Source organism: Flavobacterium sp. N2038, assembly GCF_025947185.1.
Taxonomy (GTDB): Bacteria; Bacteroidota; Bacteroidia; order Flavobacteriales; family Flavobacteriaceae; genus Flavobacterium.
This window is the reverse complement of sequence record NZ_CP110001.1, coordinates 3,082,911-3,109,131: the sequence shown is the minus strand read 5'-3', so window position 1 is coordinate 3,109,131 and position 26,221 is coordinate 3,082,911. Positions and strand designations below refer to the sequence as shown.

The following is a 26,221-nucleotide window of genomic DNA, read 5'->3' as shown; positions in this document are numbered from 1 at the left end:
ATTTCAAAAAACAGCTCTCAGGCTGTTTTTTTTATATAATTATTTGATCGTTTGTTGATTACATATTTAAACATGGGAATTATATAATATTTTACAGACAGAATTTCGGATATTTATAACATCCAAATTAGTAACTTTTTTAATATAAATATTTGAAAATGAAAAATTTAACCTGCCTTACAGTAATTACTACAACTTTATTTGCATTTAATAGTTGTTCAAATGATAAAAATAATGTGCCGGCAGATCCGGGAACAAGCACAGATCCCGTAGAAACCAATGCGCCAAATTCGGCTTACAAGCCAGCATTTACAGGACAAACCCGTATAAATGGTGTTAAAACCAATACAGAATATCAGTCTGTTATAGTGACAAGCAGTTTATCAAATCCCTGGGGAGTAAAAAGTCTGCCTGATGGAAGGCTTTTGATAACCGAAAAAGCCGGACAAATGCGTATTGTTACTACTGCGGGTGTTGTGAGCAGTCCTATTACGGGAATTCCTGCTGTAAATCCTGGTGGTCAGGGCGGATTATTGGGTTTATGCCTTGATCCTGATTTTGTTTCCAACAGAATGATTTACTGGGTTTTTGCAGAAGCCTCTACTGGCGGAAATAATACCGCTGTTGCGAAAGGAAGGCTTTCAAACGATGAAAAAACAATTGAAGGGGCGACAGTAATCTATCGTGCAAAACCGGCTAATCCGAGCGAATTGCATTATGGTGGACGTATTCTTTTTGATAAAACCGGAAATCTTATTGTAAGTACCGGAGAGCGATCTGTATTAGAAACAAGACCATTGGCACAATCAGTTTCAGCAGGGCTTGGTAAAGTAATCAGAATTACCAAAGAAGGGCAGGCTGCTGCGGGAAATCCCGTATTTACTCAGGCAGGAGCTTTGCCGGAGTTGTATAGTATCGGGCACAGAAATCCACAAGGATTGGCACTTTCTGCTTCGGGTGAAATCTGGGAAAGCGAACACGGACCTCGCGGAGGTGATGAAATCAATCGTTTGCAAGCCGGATTAAATTACGGTTGGCCAACGATTACGTACGGAATTGAATATAGTGGGGAGAAAGTAGGGGCAGGAATTCAGCAACAAAGCGGTATGGAGCAGCCAGTGTATTACTGGGATCCTGTAGTTTCACCAAGCGGAATGACTTTTTATACGGGTAACCGCGTTCCGGAGTGGGAAAACAACTTGTTTATTGGCGCTTTGAGCGGAATGCATATTGTACGTCTGGCGATCTCGAATAACAAAGTGATTGGCGAAGAAAGACTGCTTGCATCAGAAAATCAAAGATTCAGAGATATTACTCAGGGAATTGACGGAGCTCTGTATGCCGTTACAGATGGGGGCCGACTTTATAAAATTGATAAAAAATAAAGTCCTGTAAACGAGAATCTAGAACTCAATTACCATGTCATGCCATACTTCTCCGCCATGAACTGAAGCTGAAATGCCTAGATTGGTAAAACCAAATTTTTCGTAATACGCAACTAAATATCCTTTGCAGGTAAGTGTGATGCCCTGACGGTTCTGCATTTTAGATTTTGCAATCAAATGCTTTATCAGCTCGCCGGCATAACCCTGTTTTTGAAAATCAGGAGAAATGGCTAGTCCAAAGACGGACTGCCATTTTTCGTTTTCATGATGTAAATCCGGATCTTTAAACATTTCATCAACAATGGTGCGATTGTCTGTAACCATTCCGTTTATAAAACCAATGGTATTGTTATGATCTTCAATTAGCCAAAAATGTTGCGGAAAAACCTGTAATCGTTTTGCCAGAGTTTCTAAGGAAGCTGCTTCATTTGGTGAAAAACAGAGATTTTCAATTTCATTAATTACCGCTAAATCACTTATTGTTGCATTTCTGAAGTTCATAATCTTGTGCTTATAAATTATTAGAACCGAAAGTTATTATTTCTATTGTTAGTTTGCAATACAGTAATACAATCTATTTAAAAATTTAATCAGGAAACGATACAATGTTCATCAATGATGTTTTGTACGCTTTTAATGAAGGTGTCTGTGTCTTTTATTTCATTCTTGATGTAAATATCGTATTCGGCTAGTTTAAATTGGTCTAGCATATCCTTTTTTAAGTATTTTATCATCGATTCAAGAATTCGGGTATTAGCTGTTTCTACCCGTGTTAGTTCTCGTTGTTTGCTTTTTAGATAAGCTAATGTGCTTTTTAATCTTTGAATTTTTAATTTATCCACTTTGGAATTTTTTTAATGATTATTTAGAACTAAAATGATGATACAAAAAAACGAGTATGTCTTACGGTCTCACAAGTCGACATAATTTCATTAAAAGTAAAATCTTCGATACGTATGTATAAAATTCAAATCTGGTTTTGGAATTTTTTGTGAAGGTTGAATTCTTCCGCCAATTTTTGATTTAAGTATGTTATAGACTGATTTTATCCTATTTGGTTTAATGAGAAAAAAAAATATTTTATTAGAAGTATATTTTAAAACCTTAAAATATATTTTAGATAGCACATTTGTAATTGCTTACTATTTTATTTAAACACATAGAAACATAGGTTATATGGCTTGAAAAGAATACAAAAAGAAACACGTTTCTTTTACATAGTCCTGATAGCTATCGGGACTATTGTGTTTAAATTAATTGCACGCAATGGGTTTCAGATATAATAAAAAATCCCATTTCGCAATGAAATGGGATTTGAGTTTTAAGTTATCTTTGAGAGTAAAGAAAATAAAGGAATTACTTTTCCTGATTATTCTTTAAACAGTATTATAGTGGCTTTGTAGCCGGTACCAACATTCCATTGGCTTGATGTGATTACAGTTCCTTTATCATCATAAACTTCAAATTGCGCTGTATTTGGTGATGCAAAACCTTCATTTATAGCTTCAAAATCAATTTTGTTTTTGCCTTCAATTAATTTCACTTTGAATTCTTTAAACTCTCCGTCTAATGTAACTTCAGGTTCGATTAACTGATCGTTGAGATACATTTTTATTTTATCTCCATCTACAAAAGCAGCATCACGAAAACGAACTGTAGAGGTAATGGTTTTTGTTTTAAAACCTCCTAAATACTGATTTCGTCTGTAAAATATACCGGGAACATTAGCATCTTTTTTATATAAATTAGGATTGCTAAACAGTTCTTCCGGGTTAATTTGTAAAGGATCCGGTGCAACAGGGGCAGGCGGGTTTACTACAGGTGCTTCTTCTTTAGGCGGAATTTTTTCTTTAATCGGAGTGTTTTTTGCCGGAATTGGTTTAAACTTCGGATCAAGTTCGTTCTGCGCGTATGCATGAAAGGAAGCGCTAAGTAGAATTATAAAAGCTATTTTTTTCATAGTGGATTTTAATACGTTGTTATTTTGATTTTCTCATGAGCATCTGTCTTTATATAACAATCAAATAACTGTATTTATTGTCTTTTTTAGAATAAATGCGCGTTTATGGGTAAAAATTGCTATTCTGGGCGTGATATTTAATATAGAAGTCTATTATTTTGATAGGTTAATAAAAGTTTTAAGGATTTATGCTTTAAAATTGAAATTAACTGTTTAAATTTGCAACCGCAATGAAGAAAAGTAACCAGAAATTGATGAATTATTATAGCAGCAATATGATGTGTTGTAATACTATTATGAGATTCATTGATCTGGCTTGTATATAAAATGGTACTATTTATTTCAAAAGGCCTTTCATGAATGTTTGAGAGGCTTTTTTGTTTTTAAACTTGATTAAGAAAATGATTGAATTAAAGAATGTTACTAAAACTTTTCATCAGAAAGACAGAATTGTTGCTGCTTTATCTGATGTCTCGCTTAGAGTTCCTCCGGGAAAAATTTTTGGTGTTATCGGAACTTCGGGTGCGGGAAAAAGTACTTTAATCCGTTGTGTCAATTTGTTGGAAAGACCCACTTCGGGAGAAATTATTGTAGATGGTAAGGCGTTAATGCAATTATCAAATGCAGAACTGGCAATTGAAAGAAGACAAATCGGAATGATTTTTCAGCATTTTAATCTGCTTTCTTCCCGAACAGTTTTCCAGAATGTTGCTTTTCCGCTAGAATTAGCCGGAACTCCAAAAGCAGAGATCAAGAGCAGAGTTTTAGAATTATTGCAATTGGTAGGTTTGGCCGAAAAAGCCAATGACTATCCGGCAAGTCTTTCGGGTGGTCAGAAACAAAGAGTGGCAATTGCCAGGACTTTGGCCAATAATCCAAAAGTACTATTATGTGATGAAGCTACAAGTGCACTGGATCCGGCTACTACACGATCTATATTGAATTTATTGAAAGATATTAATAAACGTCTTAATATCACCGTTTTATTAATTACCCATCAGATGGAGGTGGTAAAATCAATTTGTGATGAAGTTGCAGTAATTAGTCATGGAAAATTAATAGAGCAGGGAAGTGTTGGTGAAATTTTTGCCGATCCAAAACATGAATTAACCAAAGAGTTTATTTCTTCTTCTTTGCATATTGATGTACCAACAGTTTATCTGGAAAGATTGCAAAAGGAAGATAATGGAAATCTGAACCCGTTATTGAAACTGGAAATGACAGGAAAATCGGTGAATGAGCCTGTAATTTCGGAAGTTTCAAGACTTTTTGATACAGATTTCAAAATTGTGAGTGCGCAAATGGATCAGGCTGGCGAAGTTAATTTTGGTGTAATGCTGATTGAGTTATCAGGTAAGCGTGAAAATTATGCCGCTGCGATTCAATATTTTAATTCAAAACATATTAAAACAGAAATTATAGGTTATGTCTGATTCGATTATAGATTTATTGTTAAAAGGAACATGGGAAACCATTGTTATGACTTTTGTATCGGGCTTTTTTGGTTTTTTAATTGGTCTTCCAACAGGAATCTTACTTTTCCTTACCAGAAAGAATCAAATACTAGAGCAAGCAGTTTTAAACAGAACTTTATCTGTATTGGTAAATGTTTTTCGTTCGATTCCATTCATTATTTTAATCGTTTGGATGATTCCTTTTACACGTGCCATCGTTGGAACTTCAATTGGTGTTAGTGCAGCTTTAGTTCCATTAAGTATTGGAGCTGCGCCGTTTATTGCCCGTTTGGTAGAAAACAGTTTGTTAGGTCTGCCTTCAGGATTGATTGAAGCCGCAAGAGCTTTGGGTGCAACGCCTTTTCAAATTGTATACAAAGTATTGCTTCCGGAGGCTTTACCATCGCTAATTAATGCTGCTTCAATTACGTTAATCACGCTTGTAGGTTATTCTGCTATGGGTGGAGCTGTTGGAGCCGGAGGTTTAGGACAAGTGGGATATCAATACGGATATATTGGTTATGATGCCGTAACAATGAATTCTGTTTTAGGTTTGCTGGTTGTTTTGGTATTCCTGATTCAGTTTGCGGGAGATGCTTTGTCGAAATACTTTGATCATAGGTAGTTGTTTTAGAAGCAAGATTTTAGAGGCAAGATTTTAGAGGAAAGACTTTAGAGGAAAGATTTAAGAAGCAAGATTTAAGAAGCAAGATTTTAGAAGAAATTAGAAATTATATAAAAGAACAGATATGAAACGAAATGTTTTTAAAGTAGCGGGAATTATAGCTTTATCGCTTATTGTCGTTAATTGTGGAAAGGGTAAAACTAATGATCCGCACCATATAAAAGTAGGGGTTGCGGCTGGGCCGGAATTAAAAGTTGCAGAGGCGGCAAAAAAAGTAGCAAAGGAAAAATTTGGATTGGAAGTTGAATTGGTTTCTTTCAATGATTATGTAATTCCGAATGAAGCATTGAGTCAGGGCGATATTGATGCGAATGCTTTTCAGCATAAACCATACATGGATGAACAATCTAAACAACGTGGTTATAAGTTGGCAATTATAGGTAAAACGTTTGTTTATCCAATCGCGGGTTATTCGAAAAAGATAAAAAGTCTTTCTGAATTGAAAAATGAAAGCACGATTATTATTCCAAATGATCCAACAAATGGCGGACGCTCGTTATTGCTTTTAGAGAAAAATGGTTTATTGAAATTGAAAGCCGGAGTAGGTTTATTGCCTAAAGTAACAGATATTGTAAGTAATCCTAAGAATCTAAAAATATTAGAATTAGAAGCACCTCAATTGCCTCGTGCGCTTGATGATGCTAATGTTTCAATTGCGATTATCAATAATACGTTTGCTTCTCAGGCCGGATTGGTTCCTTCGCGTGATGCTTTGTTTGTAGAAGATAAAGATTCGCCTTATGTAAATTTGGTCGTAAGCCGTGAAGACAATAAAAATGAAGAGAAAGTAAAGCAGTTTCTGCAGGCTTTTCAATCTGCTGAAGTAGAGCAGGCTGCAGAACGCGAATTTAAAGGCGGAGCTGTAAAAGGCTGGTAATATACTGGATTGAATAATAAAAAAAAAGGCCTTATGAGGCCTTTTTTTATGGAGTATTATTTGCTTTTTTTGAGTGCTTCCAGAAGTTCGGTCATATCGACTACGGCATAAGTAGAGGAGTAGTCAGATACGGCATATGGCAGGACGAGACTGTTGTTATGAATAATGGCACCACAGGAATAAACTACATTTGGTACATAACCTTCGCGTTCATCTTCTAATGGGGAAAGCAAGGGCTCATCAAGTCTTCCAATTTCTTTTGACGGATCATCGAGATCAAATAATGATGCTCCAATGCAATAACGTCTCATTGTGCCTACACCGTGGGTAATTACAAGCCAGCCTTCTTCTGTCCAGAGTGGCGATCCACAGTTTCCTAATTGTGTGAATTCCCATGGATATTTAGGTTCCTGCAGCAAAATTGGAGTATTCCATTGTGTGACACGGTCAGAGTACATAATGTAATTGTTTACACCGTCAATTCGGGATAACATGGCATATTTGCCTTTTATTTTTCTTGGAAATAATGCGAGATTCTTATTTTGTGCGCCCGTACCATGTAAAGGCATTACTCTGAAGGTATAAAAATCTTCGGTAGAAATAAGTTTTGGTAATATGGCATGACCGTTGTAAGCCGTATAAGTAGCCATTACGCGGGTAGAATTATCATCATCAGTAAAACGAACGAAACGGGCATCTTCTATACCACGGCTTTCAGAATCGGATATTGGAAATATAACGCGTTCTGTTATATCAGAATCATGATTAAATTGTAGGTCATAAAAGGAGTTGGCCAGCCAGATTATTTCTTCGAGTGCAGTTCTTCTTTCCTGACGCATCGAAGGATCTGTGAGCGCTGTATTTACAATATTTTTTAGGGCAACAAATTCAAATTCATCCGGGAGATTCTGCATAATCTGGTCGATATATTTGTCTGCTGTATGCATTTCGCACAACTTCGTCAAAAAACGTTCTTTATTGAATAAGGTTTTGTGTTCAACTTCGGCTTTATCAATCTGATTTCCAATTTTCATTATTTGCAAATCATTATTCTTGTCTAGTATTCCTCTTCTAAAAACGATGGATGAAATATGACCTTCTCCTGTGGCCCGAAAAGACAATATGACTCTTTTTTCTCCGGCTCCAAGTCCCGACTGATCAAAGTCTTCTACTATTGAAGGATTAAAAATAGCTGCGGATTCTATAGCATACTCCATTGTGCAATAAGAACCTATGAGTAATTTTCGATTAAGAGACATCGCATCATAATCAATTTGCATAGCAACAATTAATGGTTTTATTTTTTCGCAATGCTTAAGAAAAACAGAAGAAATATTGCGATGGCGTCTGGCAAATTCGCGAAGGGTTTGTTCTAAAGTTTCTAATACCTGTTTTTCATCCAGTAACATAATACGACCTACCATTTGTTGGGTTCGTTCATCGCCATTCATAAAGTATCTGGCAACAACTCTTCTGGAATCTGGGGTAAGTTTTATATTTTTTCGGATTACGGATACTCGCATAATTTTAGCTTTTAATTATAAAAATAAGCGCATTGAATAAAATTATTTTTAGAGAAGCCGCGCTATATCGTTTGTTGATAATGTATAAGTAGATCTTATTTTAAACAGTAAATAATGCTAATTATTATTGATACAACAAGTTAGTGAAAAAAAAGATCATTTTTATTAAAAAGTTTTAAAGCATAAAAAACTCCATCAATACTGATGGAGTTAGGTTTAAGTTTGTGACACATAGTTTTAAGCAGCGGCTTAATCTTACTGCATCTTGGTAATGATAAATTCGCTTCGTCGGTTCATTTGGTGTTGTGCCTCCGTACAAGGTACACCATTTGAGCAGTTGTTAAGCAGTTGAGTTTCTCCATAACCTATTGCGCTTTCAATTCGTTCAGGAGCAATTCCCTGAGAAATGATATAATCTCTGGTTGCTTTGGCTCTTCGATCAGATAATTCGAGATTATACTGATCATTTGCTCTTGAATCGGTATGTGATTCGATTTTAATGGTGATGGTGCTGTATTGTGTCATTAATAAAACTATTTTATTTAGTTCTATAGCAGCATCATAACGAATATCTGATTTGTTGAGATCAAATAATATGATTCCGATTTTAATTTTTAAGAGCCCATCTTTACGCTCAATTAGGGCAGGGTCAAGTCCGATAGGAACTTGGGTTATTCCGGAAAATGACGCAGTTGTAACTGCTTTTGAAACCGTATGGAAATTATCTTTAACTGCTTCAATGGTATAGGAGGTATTACAATTTATAGGCTCACTAAATTCAAATTTTCCATCAATTTTAGAAACGGTTTCTTCTATTTTTTGATTCGAATTGTTTTTAAGCGTTACAATGGCACCTGGAATTTTGTTGTTTGAAACAGCATCAAATATATACCCGTCAATTGACTGAACACAGGTTCTTTCAAAAGAATAAATATCATCGTCGCCTTTTCCGGTTTTTCTGTTTGAACAGACAAAGCCTTTATTGGTTTCTTCGTTTACGATATAACCAAAATCATCCATATTACTGTTTAATGGAGCGCCAAGATTAGAAGGAACATCAAAAGCACCATCATTTAACCGACTTTCAAAAACATCAAGTCCGCCAAGGCCAAGAAATCCGTCAGAAGCAAAATACAAAGCCTGATCTGTGATAAAAGGAAACATTTCGCGCCCGCTGGTATTTACTTTTTCGCCCAGATTTTTAGGATTTGAGTATTGGTCTTCACCCAGAATATCTACGACAAAAAGATCTGTAGAACCAATAGTTCCTGGCATATCTGAAACAAAGTATAACTTTTTCCCGTCTTTACTTATAGAAGGTTGTCCGACAGAATAATTATCGCTGTTGAAGGGAAGTTCTTTTACATTTTCCCATTTTACAGTTCCGTTACTGTTTTCTGTTGCTTTAGCCGAATAGATTTTTAAGTTATTAACGCCTTTCGTATCTCTTTTTAGTTTCCCGTTGTAATTATTTCGGGTAAAATAAATCGTTTTTTCGTCTGGTGAAAATGCGACACAGGCTTCGTGATATTGTGTGGTGATTTCTTTAGCAAAACGCTCTTTAAAAGAAACATTGGTTTGCGTTGGACTTATTTGTCCGAGTTGCAAATTTAGATACGGCTGATCGTTCCATCCATACTTTGCTGTTTTTACATAAGAAGAATCAGATGTAGTAGAGTATACCAGATTGCCCTTGTAAAACATTGGTCCAAAATCAGAATAAGCCGAGTTTATTTCCAGGTTTTCCAGTATAAATTGCGGTTTAATCCTTTCGATATCTTCCAGTGTTACTGTTTTTAAAGAAAAATTCTGAGCACGGGAATCAGTAGATTTTTTTTTCGCGGAAAAGTTAACCATCCATTTTTTTGCCAGTTCATAGTTTTGAATTCCCTGTAAGGACTGTGCATATCGGAAATAATATTCTGAGGAAACCTGATCGGGATATTCTGCAACCAGTTTGCTGTACCATTTACTGGCATTTTCCATTTGTGTATTAAAGTAATAAGCATCGCCAATACGCTGCAAAACTTCTTTGGAGGTATCACCATTTTTTATCGACATCTCATAGGATTTTGCCGCATCGATGTAGTACATTTTATCAAACAAAGCGTCTGCAGCTTTGTTTTTTGTCTGAGAATATACCAGTTGTATAGTCAGCAGTATGAGTATAGTAATTCTTCTTTTCATAAATGACAGTATTAAAAGAATCTTGGTGATTTTAGGCCTTTTTTGCGCGATACTAATTCAAAGCGAAGTACGATTTCGTGTGTACCACTGTTATAGTTCTGTAATTCTGTTGTGGTATAATCATATGCATATCCCACCAAAAATTGTGGTGAAATTTGTAATGAAGCCAATGCACTTACAGAATCTGATGTACGGTAGGATGCACCAAGAGTAAAACAATTGTTGAACATGAAATTGGCTGAAAAATCAGCAATTAAAGGTGCTCCTGCCACATATTTGAGCATCATAGCCGGTTTAAATTTTGTATGAGCTGAAAGATCAAATACAATGCCTCCAATTAGATAAAGGTGCATGCGTTCGTTAACCAGATCGTCTGCAATATCATCATAATTGTAACGCTCTTTGGTTATGAAATTAGGAATAGATAATCCAATGTAATCTCTTTCGCCGTGCCAGTACAAACCTGCTCCCACAACAGGAAGGAATTTGTTGGTGATGTTTTCGCGAAACTGTACATCGGGATCTTTGTGACTTCCTTTTGACCAGTCTATGTTAAGTACTCTTCCTCCTCCTTTTATACCAAAAGAAAGTTTATGTGTTTGTCCTGATGGAATAGTGTAAGAGAAGTTACCATCGATATATTGTTCTTCAGATGGTCCGATTTCTTCGCTGACTACGGATAAACCCAGACCTAGATTTTTTCCTACCGGAGTATCTAGTGAAAAGGACTGAGTAGTTGGTGCTCCGTCTAGGCCAACCCACTGTGTTCTGTATAATCCGGTAATTGTTAAATGTCCTAACGAGCCGGCATACGCAGAGTTAACAGTAAGTGTATTATACATATATTGCGTGTACTGCGGATCTTGCTGTGCGAATGCTCCATATACAGAAAGCATCGAAATGATTGCGAAAATCTTTTTTATATTTTTAATCATAGCCAATTCTTATTTTGGTTATTCCTTTTTTTTATTTCAAGTAAACCCATCCAGAGGTTTTTTTAGAACCATCGCCGAGATCAAGAATATAGTAATATGTACCCTCAGGCAGTGTTTTTGCAGATCCTTCTGCTTTACCATCCCAGGTGTTGTCATAACCTTTTTTATAATACACTATATTACCCCAACGATTGAATATTGATAGTTGGTTGTCAGGGTATTGTGTAATACAGTCAATGTAGAAAGTATCATTTTGGCCATCATCGTTTGGAGAAAACTCATTATAAATTTTCAGACAATTTGGAGCGACGGTAGCGCTGTCCTGATTGTTTGATGAATTGGTGTCTATCTGATCCAGTTTTGCAAGATGTGCCGTATTGAGATAATCATTAAAATCAAGTACTTTGGCGTTAATGACTAAGGTTTGAGCAGTTTTTCCGTTGATAATTGGAATTGTCCAGAGCCCCGTAGTTCCGTTGTAAACTCCTGATGTAACGGTATAACTGTCTAATGCATATCCTTTTGGCAACAGATCTTGTACCTCGACATTTGTAGCGGTGAGGCTTCCCAGGTTTTCTGCTGTTATAGTAAAGACTACTTGAGAACCCATTGGAACATCTGTCTGATCTACTTCTTTGTTTATGGCAATATCGGTTGACGGGATGTTTATAAATTCAGAATCTTCATCATCTTCACTCTGGTCACCTTTGTCATTGTTTGGCTTACTGTCAGGATCAAATTGATTACTTGCAGTTACTTGCGCAATGTTTAGATAATCATAACTATCAAGTCCTAATGGATTTGCAACTGTAACCTGATACGTTAAAGTAACACCGCCAATTGGAACATTTAGATTGGTCCATTTTATTTTGTTATTACTAAATATACCTCCGTTGCTGATATTCGAAATATTATAATATCCTATAGGAATTATATCTTCGACAGCGACTCCATTTGCAGAGCTTGGTCCTTCGTTGTTTAACTGAAGTGTAAATGTTATGACTTCATTTACATTTGCATTTTTGTTACTAACAGATTTGTCAAGACTTAGATCGGCAACAGCTACGTTAATTTGAAGACTGTCATAATCATCTTCGGTGACAACTCCGTTATTTGGAGTTGAGTCAGGATCCGGCAGATTGCTGGCAATAATCTCGGTCGTATTTGTATACTCGCCCGTGACTCCGGTTGGCGAATTTACCGTTGTATATATATCCAGTGATTCATCATTACCTGCTGTAACAATACCTACATTCCAAACACCAGTTATATAATTGTAGAGACCACTGGTAGGGGCACTGGTCGAGTATTTAAATCCTGGCGGTAATAAATCTTTTACCATTACACCACTTGCATTTGCCGGACCATCATTTTTAACTGTAACAGTGAAAATAACGGTAGAGCCAACATCGTAAGTGGCATCAGCATTTAAAGCAGTTTTCTCGATAGATAAATCGGCCATAACTATTACTGGCGTTACAAAAATACTGTCATAATCATCTTCTGTAATGATGCCGTTTCCTGGAGTACTGTCAGGATCAAATTGGTCTGAAGTCATTATTTCGGCTGTATTCAAATATTCATCAGGTGTGCCAGTTGGTCTTTTTACAATTGCATTTATCAATAAAGTATGGCTGTTTCCTGGTAGAATAATTCCAGGTGTCCATATTCCTGTATTAGGATCGTAACTTCCTGAAGTTGAATTAAAAAATACATACTGATAACCAGATGGAAGAATATCTTTGATTGTTGCACCAGTCGAATTGCTTGGACCGTCATTGGTTACGGTTACTGTGAAAGATATTTGTGATCCAACGGCAGGAGTAAGGTTGTTGCCAACAACTTTTTTCTCTAAAGAAAGATCAGCCACTGCCGGAACAGGATTTAATAGTAATGTGCTAACATCATCCTCAGGTACTAAGCCATTGCCAGGAGTACTATCAGGATCTGCTTCGTTTGCGGTATAAACTTCAGCAATGTTTCTGTAAACTCCTGTTTCCTTTACTTTTGCTCCAATTAATAAAGACTCTGATGCCCCGGTTCGGATAGTTCCTATATTCCAAATTCCATTTGTATTGAAATATTGCCCGGTTGTTGAGCTATACACTACATACTCATAACCGCTAGGGAGTATATCTAAAACGGTTACTCCTGTAGCATCTTGCGGACCGCTATTGGTTACTATTATTTCAAAAGTAACTGTTGCACCAAATATAGGACTGTTATTGCCTCCAATAATACCTTTAACCAGTGACAAATCTGCCATTGGAGGTACTGGAGTAGTTGTAGCAGTTGCATAATCATCTTCGGTCGTAACTCCATTATTTGGAGTTGAATTTGGATCAGGAAGACTACTAGCTGTAACCTCTGCAATGTTGGTATAATTGCCAGTAGAATTAACAGTTGCTGTTAATTGTAAGGTTTGTGAATCACCATTAATTAAAGAACCAATATTCCATTTACCCGTAGTTTTATTATAGGTTCCTTTAGTGGCACTATAACTGCTAAAAGTATAGCCGGAAGGCAATAAATCTGTCACTTCGGCACCCGTTACATTTTGTGGGCCACTATTGGTAATAACGACTTCAAATGTTACCTGAGAACCAATTAATGGAGTTGCATTACTGACTGTTTTGGTCAAAGATAAATTGGCAGCCTGAGTTATTGGTGTTGTCGTTGCGGTTGCATAATCATCTTCTGTTGTGACTCCATTATTTGGAGTTGAATCAGGATCTGGAAGATCAGCTGCTGTCACTTCTGCAATATTAAGATAATCTCCGGTTAGATTAACAGTTCCTGTAATTTGTAACGTTTCAGATTTTCCATTAATTAAATTACCTACTGTCCAGATTCCGGTTGTTGGATTATAAGTTCCGGTTGAAATGGTAAATCCATTAAATGTATATCCGGATGGAAGTAAATCTGTTACCTGAACACCCGTATTATTTTGAGGACCATTGTTTGTTACAATAACTTCAAAAGTAACCTGAGAACCTACTAATGGTGTCGCATTGTTTACTGTTTTGGTTAAGGATAAATCTGATGCCTGAGTTGTTGGTGTAATGGTAGCAGTGGCATAATCGTCTTCTGTGGTAACCCCGTTATTTGGAGTTGAATCCGGATCAGGAAGATTACTTGCGGTTACTTCTGTGGTATTAATATAATCTCCTGTTGGATTTACGGTTGCTGTAAGTTGTAAAGTATGAGAAGATCCATTTAATAAAGTTCCTATTGTCCAAAGTCCGGTTGCAGGATTATAATTACCAGCGGTTGCACTATAAGAAACATAGGTATATCCGGAAGGTAATAAATCGGTTACCGTTACACCATTTGTATCTTGTGGTCCGGTATTACTAACTTCAAGACTAAAGGTTACTTGTGAGCCAATTAAAGGTGCAGCGTTGCTGACAATTTTTGTAAGTGATAAATCTGCTGATTGAGGTACAGGAGTTGTAGCAACTTCTGCATAATCATCTTCTGTTGTGCTACCATTAGCTGGAGTTGAATCCGGATCTGGCAGACTACTTGCAGTCACTTCAGCTGTATTTAAATAAGTGCCGGTAGCATTAACTACAGCTGTTATTTGTAATGTATAAGAATCTGTAATTGGGATATTACCAATAGTCCAGATTCCTGTTGATGAATCGTAAGTTCCTGTAGTTGCACTGTAAGATACATAGGTATATCCGGAAGGGATCAAATCAGTTACAGCAACAGAATTTGCCTCCTGAGGTCCTGCATTACTAACCTCTATACTAAAGGTTACTTGTGAACCAACTAATGGAGTTGCATTACTAACTGTTTTTGTAAGTGATAAATCTGCTGATTCAGGCACGGGCACGGTTGTAGCTTCGGCATAATCGTCTTCTGTAGTTGCGCCGTTGTTTGGTGTTGAATCGGGATCAGGAAGATTTGCTGCGGTTATTTCGGCTTTATTAAGATAAATACCGCCTGGATTAACTTTTGCCACAATTTGAAGCGTTTCGGCATCGCCAGTCACCAAATTTCCAACGGTCCATATTCCTGTAGCAGTATCGTAAGTTCCTGTAGAAACAGTAAATCCTGTAAAAGTATATCCGGATGGAAGTATGTCTGTTACCTGAATGCCATTATTATCTTGTGGACCATTGTTTGTTACTACAATTTCAAAAGTAACTAGAGAACCTACTAATGGTGTTGCATTATTTACTTTTTTGGTTAATGATAAATCTGATGACTGTGGTATTGGTACTGTTGTGGCAGTACCATAATCATCTTCCGTTGTTACAGCGTTATTAGGTGTCGAGTCCGGATCTGGTGTGTCGCTATTGGTAACTTCAGCAATGTTAGTATAGTCTCCAGTTGGGTTTACAATTGCAATGATTTGTAACGTCTCTGATTCAGTACTTTTTAAAATATCTAATGACCATAAACCGGTTGTGCTATCGTAGGTACCACTTGTAGCATTAAAACTGCTGAAAGTATAACCGGAAGGAAGTAAATCTGTTACAGTAACACTCGCAGCATCCTGTGGGCCACTGTTTGTAGTAATAATTTCAAAAGTTACAAAAGAGCCAACAAGAGGAGTCGGATTACTAACTTTTTTAGTCAGCGATAAATCCGCAGAAGGCTGAACAGGAGTCGTAATAGCACGGTCTTCATCATCTTCACTTTGATCTCCGTCATCATTATTTGGCGTACTGTCTGGATCCGGCAGACTACTTGCTGTGACCTGAGCTGTATTGAGGTAATCGCCTGTAGGAAGTACTTTTACATCAATAATAAGCGATTCTGAAACTCCTGAATTAATTGTACCAACATTCCATATACCGAAAGTATTTTCATAAAGACCAGCTGATGAACTGTAATTTACAAATTCATAACCGGATGGTAAAAGATCTTTCACCAAAACATTATCGGTGTTATTAGGACCACTGTTGGTAATAATAAGTTCGAATGAAATTTGACTTCCAATTACCGGAAAGGTATTTCCTGTTACCACTCTTTTAATTAACGAAAGATCTGCAGTTGGACCAATAAAGGTAAAAGGAGCATTGCTTTCGTCATCTTCACTTTGATCACCATCATCATTATTTGGTGTACTATCAGGATCCGGAAGATCACTGGCAGTTATTTGGGCTATATTGAGATAAGCTCCTAATGGATTTACAATAGCTCTAAATGTCAGGTCCAAAGTGGTACCATTTGCCAAAGCCAGATTTTGCCAGGTGAGATTGGCATTTGCAATATTATAAAATCCTCCATTTGATACTGATCCGGGAATCAGGGTGAAGCCTTCAGGGATAACATCCTGAACGCCAATTCCTGTTGCATTTCCCGGGCCTTTGTTTTCGAGATGAAGTGTAAATTGCACTTGTTCTCCTGCTGCAGCTGTGGTAGGAGAAACCGTTTTTGTGAGTTCCAAATCGGCTGATTTTAGATTTACAACAGCATCGTCACGATCATCTTCGGGAAGTCCATTGCCAGGAGTACTGTCAGGATCCAATTGATTTGCAGTCTGTATTTCGGCTATATTGACATAATTTGCTGCTGTAGCTACATTAACTTTCGCTGTAATCTGAAGCGAAATAGTATTACCATTGTTTAAATTTCCAACAGTCCATAAACCTGTAGTTTTATTATACTTACCACCACCATTATCACTTACATAAGTATAACCGGGAGGTAATTGATCTATAACCGAAATACCAGTGGCATTATTTGGTCCGCTGTTGGTAACAGAAATGGTAAAAATTACATTATCATTGATACTTACTGTTGATGGAGAAACTGATTTTTGAAGTGACAAATCAGCTACGTCAAGAACAAGAGAAGCATCGTCCTGGTCATCTTCGGAAGCATTTTGGTTATTTGGAGTACTATCGGGATCAAATTGATTGGATGCAATAATTTCTGCAACATTTACATATGGCCCTACAGGTCTGATTGTGGCTTTGAATGATAAATTTAAAGTTGCGCCAATTGGAATTGTTAAGTCTGACCATGTAATAGTGTTATCACCTACATTGTACTGTCCGGCTGAGGTAACAGATCCGGCAACCAGAGCAAATCCGGCTGGGATATAATCACGTATTCCTACGCCAGTAGCAGTAACAGATCCGCCTTGTGAGTTATTATTAAAAACGTGAATATTAAAAGTCACCACATCACCCGCGCTTCCTGTCATTGGTGTTACAGATTTTGTTAATTCAAGATCGGCAACAGAAAGGATAGTAAGATTCATAGTGTCTGATGAAACGGCACAATTTCCGTTGCTTACCGTCCATTGTAAAGTATATATACCGGGAATAGTTCCTGTTACGGCCGTAGCAGGACTTGTTTCGTCAGTAAATCCTACAGTACTCGGTCCGGAAACTTGTGTCCAGATTCCAGTACCAACTGTTGGAACTACGGCATTCATATTAACTGGCATAAACTGCGGAACAATCTGATTAGGACCTGCATTTGCTGTAGATGGCTGATCGTATATGGTTACAGTTACAGTATCTTCAGAAGTACATCCATTAAGATTTAATGTTGTTACTGTCCAGCGAAATATGTATGTACCAGGTATAAGACCAAGTATTAAAGAGTTTTCAAGATTGGGTGAGGCAATGATGGAATTATTTGGACCTGAGTCCTGAGTCCATGTTCCTAAACCTGAAGTTACTTGTACAGCATTCATTGTAACAGTATCAACATCACATAATTCCTGATCCGGCCCAGCATTTGCTGTAGATGGCGGAGTATCATTAAATGTTATTTCGACATTATCAGAAGATGGCTGGCATAAAGAAGGACTTGTAAATGGACCATTTGTAACGGTCCAAGTTAAAATGTATGTGCCTAAAACATTTATATTAGATAAAGTGGTTACAGGACTGTTTGGATTATCAATTACGGCGGCTCCTCCGGGAGGCTGAGAGGCAAATGTCCATGTTCCGATACCTACTGTCGGAGGTACAGCGGCAGTTTTATAACTGGTCTGACAAGCTACAGTATTATCAGGACCTGCATTTGCACCACTTGGAGGGGCATTCATTTCTATACGAACGACATCAGAAAGGGGTCTGCAATTATCACTTTCAAAAACCCACTCTAAAATATAAAGACCCGGAACGGTGAGCCCGGTAACAGAAGTTAATGGGTTTGATGGAGTAGTAATAACAGCAACACTTCCAGCTGGCTGATAAACAAAACGCCATTCTGCGGTAGTGACATCAGCTGGTTTAGCATTTCCATTCATAGTTGTTGCTCCCGCAACATCGCTAATACATAAAGTTTGATCTGCTCCGGCATTTGGATCGATACTGGCACCCTTGTAAATGGTAACATTTACAGAATCTGATGTTCCGGGACAAGAACTGCCGTCTGGAAATGTTATTGTACTAGTTGTGAAAGTAAACACATAGCTATTTCCGGGAACGACTGTTGCATTTGCAATGTAACTGTTGGATGGTGATTGTGTAATGACTACATCAGCAGTATTTCCTGTAGTGCTTGTTAGTGACCATGTTCCGGTTGAATTGGCATTTGCCATAAGCTGAACACTGGTAACATCACAAGTAGTCTGATCAGCTCCTGCATTGGCAGCAGGGTCAACCACAACAACCATATCATCAAAACTTCCCGGACATAAAAAGATACTTTTTGCGGTCATTGTCCATCTAAACGTATATGTACCGGCAACTAATCCTGTAATTTGGGTGTTTGGATTTAATGGATCAACAATTGTAGGCTGATTTGGAGCTCCAGTCAAAACAGACCATTGTCCAAGTTCGAAAAAACTGTCATAAGAATTTCCGGCCATAGTAACACTGGAATTATTGCAGACATTTTGATCAGGACCAGCCGAAGCAGGATTTGGAGGAATTCCTATGGTTAATTCAATATCGTCAAATGCCTGACCACAAATTTTTGCATCTACTGTCCATCTAAAAATGTAGTAACCACTATATGAAAAAGTAAAAACTGCGTTTGGGTCGTGTTCATCACTTATTGTGTAACTTCCAACTCCTGATATTCTTGTCCATGTTCCTGTTGCCCCACCACTTTTTGTAGCTGCCATCGTTATAGTATTACCACATGTTTGCTGATCAGGACCTGCATTGGCGGTTGGAGGTGTATCTGCTACTGTAATTGAAACGCTACTGGAGCTGCCCACACAAGATCTTATCCTTGTATCAATTGTCCAGGTAAAAATATAGGTTCCATTTCCGGGAACAGTTACAAGAGTATTTGGGTCACTTACATCTGCAAAAACGACTCCGGCAGAGGGCTGAACACTCCACAAGCCATTTTCTTCCAATTTAGGTGTATTACCACTTAGGTTAAAGGTATTTGTGCCTGATGAGTAACAAGCATCTGGTCCGGCATCAGAGTTTGAAGGCGCAACGATATTGTTTGTAAGGATAAATACGCTATCAGAAGAAGATCCTCCGCACGAAGGTCCGGGATGTAAGTAAGAAACAGTCCATCGCAATTCATAAGAAGATGCAGCAGACGTAAATCCTGTGGCAGTTGCCTTCGGGTCATTTACATTTGAAAAAGTAATAGTGCTGGGGCCTGAAACCTGACTCCATTCTCCTATTTCACTGCTTATTGGAGTAGCGGCATTAAGTGCCACTTGTGAGTTTATACAAACAAGCTGATCTTGCCCTGCATCTACAGTGCCTAATGAACTGTTTGAAACATATACAGTTACTGTGGAAACTGAAAAACCGCAGGTAGCACCACCACCTTTTGTTATATACTGAAAAACATAAGTTCCGGATATAAGCCCTGTAACCTGTGTATCTACGGCAAAAACATCTACAATTACAGCATCATTTGGTCCGCTTAGCTGACTCCAGAAATGCATACCGTCATCTGTGCTAACACCCGATAATATAGTAGTCGTATCTCCGCAAGGCAAACTTACATCTGTTCCTGCGTTGGATGGTGTAGGCTCACCAGAAACGAGAATATTTATCGTATCATAGCCATAATCGCAGGCTACAGTAAGATTTCCGTTTTGACTTCTTATAAATTCTACCGTATAATCTCCCGGAGCTGTAAGTGTTAAGGTAACCGAGTCTCCAATATTTTGTAAAGCAGTAGGAAAAGGAGCCAAAGGTGAGCTGTCAGGCCCACTTACAATTCTATACTGATTTATCCCTGTTCCTGTTACGGCCAGCGGAATTGTAAATACGGTTGCATTACAACTTCCTGTGATATCATTTCCATTATTGGCTACAATGGTTCGCGTTGGGCCATTATATTGTACAACATAATCTTTGGTAAATACACAACCTGTATTGTTGTTTGTTAAAGTATAACGAAATCGATAAGGATCTCCGGCATCAGAAATATTAGTTACTAAAGTGGTCGGATTTGTAGGAGAAACAATATTAGCCGTCGGATCTCCTGATATTTGCGACCATTGTACAGTCTCGCCGGCATACAATGGTGTTTGCGCCACGAGAGTAACCTGAGTGATTGTATTATCACAAAAATTTATAAATTCATCACCACCAGGTAAGCTTGTAACATCTTGTGTTGCAGGGGGAACAATAATGGTTACAGAATCATTTCCTGAAGCACAAGGCCCTGTAACGGTCCATCTGAAAGTATAAGTACCTTCAACTAAATTGGAGACACTTGTAGTATTTGAATTTGGGTTCCCAATTGTTGGTGTATTAGGACCACTTACAAAAGTCCATTGTCCATTTTGTCCGTTTAAGCCACAACCTCCGTAGGTCGCCTGTAGATTAGTACTTTGAGTTGTGGTATAACAATTACTTAATGTTTGATCTGGCCCTGCAGAAACCGGTTTAACACCGCCATAATTAGTTACAGTAATCTGTGAAGTTGTTCTGCAACGTTGTCCCGGCGCAAATTCAGGGCCTTCGATAACCCATTGTAAAGTACTGACGCCACATTTAATTGCAGGAAGAGTTATGGTTGAGGTAGGTAAGTTTGGAAAATTAATTATAACTCCTGCATCATTATTTCCAACAATTTCCCAATAAGCAGTTTCACCTGTATTTTGAGGTGCATTTCCTGTTATAGTCAAAGTTCCGTTGTTGTTAGGGCAACTGGCTATATTTCCACCTGCATTAGCCTGAGTAATTGGTTTTACATTGACTACTTTATCCTGATAAGATGCAATACCATCACCACATGTGGCACTATATCTAAAAATATAGGTATTTCCGCCTGTGTAACCAGATATTGTGGTACTAGAGCTATTAGGAGAGTTAATTGTAACGGCCGGACCCGAGATTTGCGTCCATAAGACCGTACCTATAATTGGGGAGGGATTATTTCCTGTTAGTACTAAAGCATCCGTTTCACAAATTGTAACGTTTAGTACTCCCGCATTTACTGTACAGTTCTGTGCATTTAACTTCGTAGTAGTTAAAAAGAATATAAAAATAAGAACGAACAGTTTTTTAGCAAAATTATGAATCGGCGAAGAAAGGTAAACTTGGACCATAAGCAATCAGGATATGAAAGGCGGGTCAAAAAATTAAATCGCCACCTTTAATTAATAATTACGATGTACATTTAATTTGCAGGTTTGTTGATTGGATGCGGGGGAGGGTATCTCAAAGTTATAAAAACAAAGCTTTGGTTTCTTTCTTTTGATGTTTCATTTTAAAAAATGAAACATCAAATTGTATTTTGAAACAATTGTGTTGTCAGAAATTTAAACTAAAAAACTTCCTGAAAATGTATTTAAAATTGATTGTTTTGGGGCTGTATACTATGTTTAATATATCCTATTTTTGCATCTTAAGAATTAAAATAAACTCATGATTAAGATAAACCAGGAACTTTCATTTCCATTAGAAAATGTATTATTCTCTTTTGCTTTAGAATCTGAAGCCGCAGATGTTTTTGAAAATTGCAATACTTTAATAACCGGAATAGGAAAAGTAAATGCCGCTTATGAACTTTCTAAGGCTATACGATTTAAAAAACCTTCCTTAATTGTTAATCTTGGATCTGCCGGAAGTAATTTTTTTCAAAAAGGGGATGTAATCTGCTGCACCCGTTTTATACAAAGAGACATGGATGTTCAGGCGCTGGGATATGCACAATATGAAACACCTTTATCGGGTTTGCCTCCAGTTCTGGAATATGGTTTAAAATTAGAAGGTTTAAAAGAGGGTATTTGCGGAACCGGTGACAGTTTTGAAATGGGACATTCGACTGTTTTATACAATGTGGTTGATATGGAATCTTACGTATTGGCTATGATCGCTATGAAAGAGAAAATACCCTTTTTATGTCTAAAATATATCTCAGACGGAGCCGATGATAATGCTGCCGAAGATTGGCTGGTACAGGTTCACAAAGCCGCGGCAGTTTACGGAACTATTCTTAATTTGAATAAAAGTATATAATTGTTGGATTTGTGAATTCAAAATATACTTTACTAAAAGGCTAAAGAGGGAATGATAGTAGAAATCATTCCCTCTTTTAAGTTTAATACATTTTATATTATTATTTCAATGTCGATTTAATAACAATCGCAGCTTGCTCAATCGCAGTTTGCACTGATGGCACAGTTGCAATTGGATTTAAAAGTCCATAATCGTGAATCAATCCTGCGTATCTTGTTAAAGTAACCGAAACTCCAGCTTCATTTAATTTTCTTGCATAAGCTTCACCTTCATCTCTTAAAACATCATTTTCTGCAGTTTGAACCAGAGCAGGAGGTAAGTCTTTAAGTTCTTCTAAACTAGCTTGTAATGGTGCAGCATATTTTTCATTTCTTTTAGAAGCATCAGGTAAATAATTGTCCCAGAACCATTTCATCATGTTTTTAGTCAGGAAACGTCCATTGGCATACAAATTATAAGATTCAGTTTCAAAATTAGCATCCGTTACTGGCCATAATAGAACCTGCAATTTAATATGTGGACCTTTTTTGTCTTTAGCCATCAAAGTAATTGCTGCTGTCATATTTCCACCCACACTATTTCCAACTACAGCAAGATTTTTACCATCTACGCCAATTTCCTTTCCGTTTTCAGCTACCCATTGTGTTGCGGCATAAATTTCATTAATCGCTACCGGATACTGGGCTTCGGGAGAAGGAGTATAATCAGGAAAAACTGCTACAGCTCCGCTTGCTACAACCAAATCTCTTACCAATCGTCTATGCGTAGGATAATCGCCCAAAACCCATCCGCCACCATGAATAAAAATAAATACCGGAGCATTTGCTTTAACACCTTTAGGCTTTGTAATGTGAATTTTTACTTTTAGATTATTTTGAGTTATTACTTTTTCAGATTCTTCAATACCTGAGTAGTCAACTTCTACAGATTTTTGAGCTCCAACTAATACACCACGTGCATCTGAAACACTTAATTGTTCTAATGGTTTTCCGTCACCAGAGTTTAATGCATTTAAAAAATTACGAACTTCTGTAAAGATTTGCGGGTCATTTTGTCCTTTAAAAGGTCTTTCTTGTGCCATGGCTAATGTATTTAAAGTTAATAATGCGATTATAAATATACTTTTTTGTATTGATTTTATAGTTTTCATGATGTTATATTTTTAGTTTAAAATATTGATAATTAAGTGGTAATGATTTTTTTAAGGAGAATTTCGATAGAAAAGCCCTGACAGAGTAATTAGAATTTTGCGTGTTTTTTTAATGTGGAAGTTTTTACAGAAAGAACCCCGTTTTTCTTTTGAGTGGTACCGCTCCAAACGGTTTGTGCTTTACGTTTCATATCTTTAAATGTTTATCAGTTAATTTGATAGGACAAAGATATGGCGGTAGTAAAGCTCTAAAAATAGATAAAAGTCTATTCTAATTGTACATTTTTCCCTTGAAGGTATTTTTTCTTGAAATTTGAAGGAGTGTCACCAACCTTGTTGGTAAAAAGACGGTTAAAATAAGCAGGATCTTCATATCCAAGTTGATATGCAATCTCTTTTACACTTAAGGATGAATATCCCAAAAGCCTTTTTGCTTCCAGAATAATTCGGTCTTTAATAATATCGTTAGGCTGTGAAAGCTCTAATCGGTTGAATTTGTTTGAAAGCGTCTTTGGAGCCACACCCAAAATGTCAGCATAATCGGCTACGGTATGTTTGGTTCTGAAATGAATTTCGACCAAACGGCTAAAATCTCTAAAGAAGTCCATTTCTTTAGAAGGTTCATCATTAAGAACGCCCAATTGCTGAATTTTCCAGATCCGGGTTGCTTTTATAATAAGTTGTTTCAAATATGTTCGAATCATTTCCTCCTGCGAAGAATCAGGAGAATCAAATTCTTCCCGGATTTGGTTGTAAATGCCTTCAATAAATACAACTTCTTTATTTGGTAAAGTTGTCATAGGCATTTCGAAAATATTATTAAACAATAAACCATCGCAGGCAACTTCGGCATCGTGAATCTGTACACAATAAAAATCACGATTGTAATACATAAAATACCCTGCGTCTTTTCCTCCATTTTCAATTTGCAGGTATTGATTGCTATTGATAAAAAACAAAGAAGGACTTTGGGTGGTGTAATGCTTGAAATCGATTGTTACCGAATAATTTTCAGGTAAATAAAGAACTTTAATATACGGTTTGTAATAATCACCATTAATTTCATCAATAGAATTTGGACTTAGAACAAAAAAGCCCAGTTTCTTATAATTAGATTCAAAAAACTTATGATTATTCATTACAAAGCGTTCTTGATTTTGGTATTATTCCAAACAAATATAATTTAAAAAACGCAAAACAAATGACGATTTTCAATTTATACCAAAATTTTAGAGCAACAAAAAGAGGGACTAAAAGCCCCTCTTAAAACAAATATTTGCAAATTATTGCTTGTATGATTTACTTAATTTCAATAATAAATTCATCTTTTGAAGTTCTTACTTTCTTCATGTTTACCAGCCAGTCGTTTGCTTCATCTCTATAACCAAGAGGTAATAATAAAACACTTTTCAGACCAAGTTCGCTTAAACCTAATAATTTATCTACTTCGGCAGGAATAAAACCTTCCATAGGTGTTGTGTCAACCTTTTGTTCTGCAGCAGCAGCGATTGCTAAGCCAAACGAAATATAAGCTTGTTTTGCAGAGTGATTAGCGTGCCATTCCTGACCTAGCGGCTCATACATTCCCCAAAGATTTTTTTTATAATCGTCCATTGCATTAGCAGGAATACCTCTTTCTGCAATTGTTTTGTCAAATACAGCAGAAATTTTATCCAAAGTATAACCGTCCCAGGCTGCCCAAACTAAAACGTGAGAAGCATCTGTAACCTGACTTTGATCAAAACTTACTGCTCTTAATTTTTCTTTTACTTCCTTGTTTGTAATTACAAAAACTTTGTAAGGCTGTAATCCAGATGAAGAAGGAGCCAGTTTTGCCGCTTCAAGAATATAATCCAGTTTTTCCTGCGGCACAATTTGTCCGTTCATTTTTTTTGTAGCATAACGCCACTTTAGTGCTTCTATTAAGGCCATTTTTTTTTAGATATTTAAATTATACTCAAATGTAAAAACTTTAAATCTATTTTTCTTACTGAATTATTAAAAGTAACAGTAATTTAAGGTTTGCAGATAAGGTCATTTATTATATTCTTAAGACGCTAAAAATTTACGATCCCTTGATTAATAGTATGCAGAGTCTGTTGTTTTAATTTATTTCTTTAAGAAAAATATAACAGAACCAAATTCAATTCTAATGTTATTTTAATGTAGCACCGATAATTTCGTTCTAAATTTGCGCCCTTTAAAGACAAAAAATGCTGAACAGAATTAAAAATAGTATCTTATGTAAATGCCTGCACGCATTACTAATCGGCTATTTTTTAATGAGCAGTATCAACCTGTCCGGCACTTTTTCCCAAATTATAAATCATAATACCGAGCAGGACTCTGTTAAAGGGATCACGTGTAATTTCTTGAAAAAAATCTTCAAGTGTGATGGTATCACTGAAGAACGTGATGATTACGAAACCAAGGAAACTAAAACTACTAAACTGGCAAAAGGAATTTTGCTATTAGAATATCTGGTGCCATTAGGCGCTTCAGTTCCCGGATTGTATTTTAAAATAGGATCTAAGGGTAAAAATTATATTGATAACCCAGTCTTCTTATTTGGGTTTCATGGTAAAATTCATTTGCGACCTCCGCAACTTATGGTATAAATGCTTAATTTTGTTTGTATTGGGATAAACTCTTACATCCTTAATACGGTATTTACCGTATATTAATATCTATCTATT

Annotated in this window: 15 protein-coding genes; 6 read left to right on the top strand and 9 right to left on the bottom strand. The window is 36.8% G+C overall.

Features of this window, described 5'->3' with window-relative positions:
* The first annotated feature begins 158 nt into the window (after positions 1-158).
* The gene (locus OLM51_RS13735; RefSeq protein WP_264551172.1) at positions 159-1,385 is read left to right on the top strand and encodes a PQQ-dependent sugar dehydrogenase; all 1,227 of its coding nucleotides are present in this window, start codon (positions 159-161) and stop codon (positions 1,383-1,385) included.
* 18 nt (positions 1,386-1,403) lie between these two features.
* Here the strand turns inward: OLM51_RS13735 and OLM51_RS13730 are convergent, their stop codons facing one another.
* Positions 1,404-1,886 carry a GNAT family N-acetyltransferase gene (locus tag OLM51_RS13730; RefSeq protein WP_264551171.1) on the bottom strand — a complete coding sequence of 161 codons (483 nt, stop codon included), beginning with the start codon at positions 1,884-1,886 and terminating at the stop codon, positions 1,404-1,406.
* Between the two features lie 868 nt (positions 1,887-2,754).
* The gene (locus tag OLM51_RS13725) at positions 2,755-3,345 is read right to left on the bottom strand and encodes a hypothetical protein (protein ID WP_264551170.1); all 591 of its coding nucleotides are present in this window, start codon (positions 3,343-3,345) and stop codon (positions 2,755-2,757) included.
* Positions 3,346-3,746: 401 nt separating this feature from the next.
* Here OLM51_RS13725 and metN point away from each other — a divergent pair, with 401 nt between their 5' ends.
* The 3 genes from metN (at position 3,747) to metQ (ending at position 6,361) form a co-directional block, all read left to right on the top strand.
* Entirely contained in the window at positions 3,747-4,778 is a 1,032-nt protein-coding gene (gene metN, locus OLM51_RS13720) for a methionine ABC transporter ATP-binding protein MetN (protein ID WP_264551169.1), read from the top strand.
* Positions 4,771-5,424 (top strand): methionine ABC transporter permease MetI, encoded by a 654-nt coding sequence (metI, locus tag OLM51_RS13715; protein WP_264551168.1) that lies wholly within the window; start codon positions 4,771-4,773, stop codon positions 5,422-5,424. Before metN ends, metI begins: the two co-directional genes overlap by 8 nt.
* A gap of 124 nt (positions 5,425-5,548) precedes the next feature.
* A complete protein-coding gene (metQ, locus tag OLM51_RS13710; RefSeq protein ID WP_264551167.1) occupies positions 5,549-6,361 on the top strand; it encodes a methionine ABC transporter substrate-binding lipoprotein MetQ in 813 nt (270 codons plus the stop codon).
* Between the two features lie 56 nt (positions 6,362-6,417).
* Here metQ and OLM51_RS13705 read toward each other — a convergent pair whose 3' ends face one another.
* The 4 genes from OLM51_RS13705 to OLM51_RS13690 form a co-directional block, all read right to left on the bottom strand.
* The gene (locus OLM51_RS13705) at positions 6,418-7,884 is read right to left on the bottom strand and encodes a glycoside hydrolase family 130 protein (protein WP_264551166.1); all 1,467 of its coding nucleotides are present in this window, start codon (positions 7,882-7,884) and stop codon (positions 6,418-6,420) included.
* 255 nt (positions 7,885-8,139) lie between these two features.
* Entirely contained in the window at positions 8,140-10,071 is a 1,932-nt protein-coding gene (locus OLM51_RS13700; RefSeq protein WP_264551165.1) for an OmpA family protein, read from the bottom strand.
* An 11-nt stretch (positions 10,072-10,082) separates the two neighbouring features.
* The gene (locus OLM51_RS13695) at positions 10,083-11,006 is read right to left on the bottom strand and encodes a type IX secretion system membrane protein PorP/SprF (protein ID WP_264551164.1); all 924 of its coding nucleotides are present in this window, start codon (positions 11,004-11,006) and stop codon (positions 10,083-10,085) included.
* Positions 11,007-11,037: 31 nt separating this feature from the next.
* Positions 11,038-21,462, bottom strand: a complete 10,425-nt coding sequence (locus OLM51_RS13690; protein ID WP_264551163.1) for a PKD domain-containing protein — start codon at positions 21,460-21,462, stop codon at positions 11,038-11,040.
* A 319-nt stretch (positions 21,463-21,781) separates the two neighbouring features.
* Here OLM51_RS13690 and OLM51_RS13685 point away from each other — a divergent pair, with 319 nt between their 5' ends.
* Positions 21,782-22,375: a nucleosidase gene (locus tag OLM51_RS13685; protein ID WP_264551162.1), complete on the top strand. Its 594-nt coding sequence runs from the start codon at positions 21,782-21,784 to the stop codon at positions 22,373-22,375.
* A 100-nt stretch (positions 22,376-22,475) separates the two neighbouring features.
* Here the strand turns inward: OLM51_RS13685 and OLM51_RS13680 are convergent, their stop codons facing one another.
* The 3 genes from OLM51_RS13680 to OLM51_RS13670 all read right to left on the bottom strand — a co-directional run bounded on the left by OLM51_RS13680 (position 22,476) and on the right by OLM51_RS13670 (position 25,457).
* Entirely contained in the window at positions 22,476-23,525 is a 1,050-nt protein-coding gene (locus tag OLM51_RS13680; protein WP_264551161.1) for an alpha/beta hydrolase, read from the bottom strand.
* A gap of 266 nt (positions 23,526-23,791) precedes the next feature.
* Positions 23,792-24,664, bottom strand: a complete 873-nt coding sequence (locus OLM51_RS13675; RefSeq protein ID WP_264551160.1) for a helix-turn-helix domain-containing protein — start codon at positions 24,662-24,664, stop codon at positions 23,792-23,794.
* Positions 24,665-24,824: 160 nt separating this feature from the next.
* A complete protein-coding gene (locus OLM51_RS13670; protein ID WP_264551159.1) occupies positions 24,825-25,457 on the bottom strand; it encodes an NAD(P)H-dependent oxidoreductase in 633 nt (210 codons plus the stop codon).
* A gap of 350 nt (positions 25,458-25,807) precedes the next feature.
* On the opposite strand from OLM51_RS13670, the gene OLM51_RS13665 reads away from it, so the two are divergent.
* Complete coding sequence (locus OLM51_RS13665; RefSeq protein WP_264551158.1) at positions 25,808-26,143, top strand: hypothetical protein; 336 nt, start codon at positions 25,808-25,810, stop codon at positions 26,141-26,143.
* Positions 26,144-26,221 lie beyond the last annotated feature (78 nt).

Bases quoted from the DNA above. Each gene is read 5' to 3' on its own strand.
- OLM51_RS13725 (WP_264551170.1), bottom strand. From the start codon at position 3,345: ATGAAAAAAATAGCTTTTATAATTCTACTTAGCGCTTCCTTTCATGCA.
- OLM51_RS13685 (WP_264551162.1), top strand. From the start codon at position 21,782: ATGATTAAGATAAACCAGGAACTTTCATTTCCATTAGAAAATGTATTA.
- OLM51_RS13675 (WP_264551160.1), bottom strand. From the start codon at position 24,664: ATGAATAATCATAAGTTTTTTGAATCTAATTATAAGAAACTGGGCTTT.
- OLM51_RS13680 (WP_264551161.1), bottom strand. From the start codon at position 23,525: ATGAAAACTATAAAATCAATACAAAAAAGTATATTTATAATCGCATTA.
- OLM51_RS13700 (WP_264551165.1), bottom strand. From the start codon at position 10,071: ATGAAAAGAAGAATTACTATACTCATACTGCTGACTATACAACTGGTA.
- OLM51_RS13705 (WP_264551166.1), bottom strand. From the start codon at position 7,884: ATGCGAGTATCCGTAATCCGAAAAAATATAAAACTTACCCCAGATTCC.
- OLM51_RS13670 (WP_264551159.1), bottom strand. From the start codon at position 25,457: ATGGCCTTAATAGAAGCACTAAAGTGGCGTTATGCTACAAAAAAAATG.
- OLM51_RS13735 (WP_264551172.1), top strand. From the start codon at position 159: ATGAAAAATTTAACCTGCCTTACAGTAATTACTACAACTTTATTTGCA.
- OLM51_RS13690 (WP_264551163.1), bottom strand. From the start codon at position 21,462: ATGGTCCAAGTTTACCTTTCTTCGCCGATTCATAATTTTGCTAAAAAA.
- OLM51_RS13730 (WP_264551171.1), bottom strand. From the start codon at position 1,886: ATGAACTTCAGAAATGCAACAATAAGTGATTTAGCGGTAATTAATGAA.
- metN (WP_264551169.1), top strand. From the start codon at position 3,747: ATGATTGAATTAAAGAATGTTACTAAAACTTTTCATCAGAAAGACAGA.
- metI (WP_264551168.1), top strand. From the start codon at position 4,771: ATGTCTGATTCGATTATAGATTTATTGTTAAAAGGAACATGGGAAACC.
- OLM51_RS13695 (WP_264551164.1), bottom strand. From the start codon at position 11,006: ATGATTAAAAATATAAAAAAGATTTTCGCAATCATTTCGATGCTTTCT.
- metQ (WP_264551167.1), top strand. From the start codon at position 5,549: ATGAAACGAAATGTTTTTAAAGTAGCGGGAATTATAGCTTTATCGCTT.
- OLM51_RS13665 (WP_264551158.1), top strand. From the start codon at position 25,808: ATGAGCAGTATCAACCTGTCCGGCACTTTTTCCCAAATTATAAATCAT.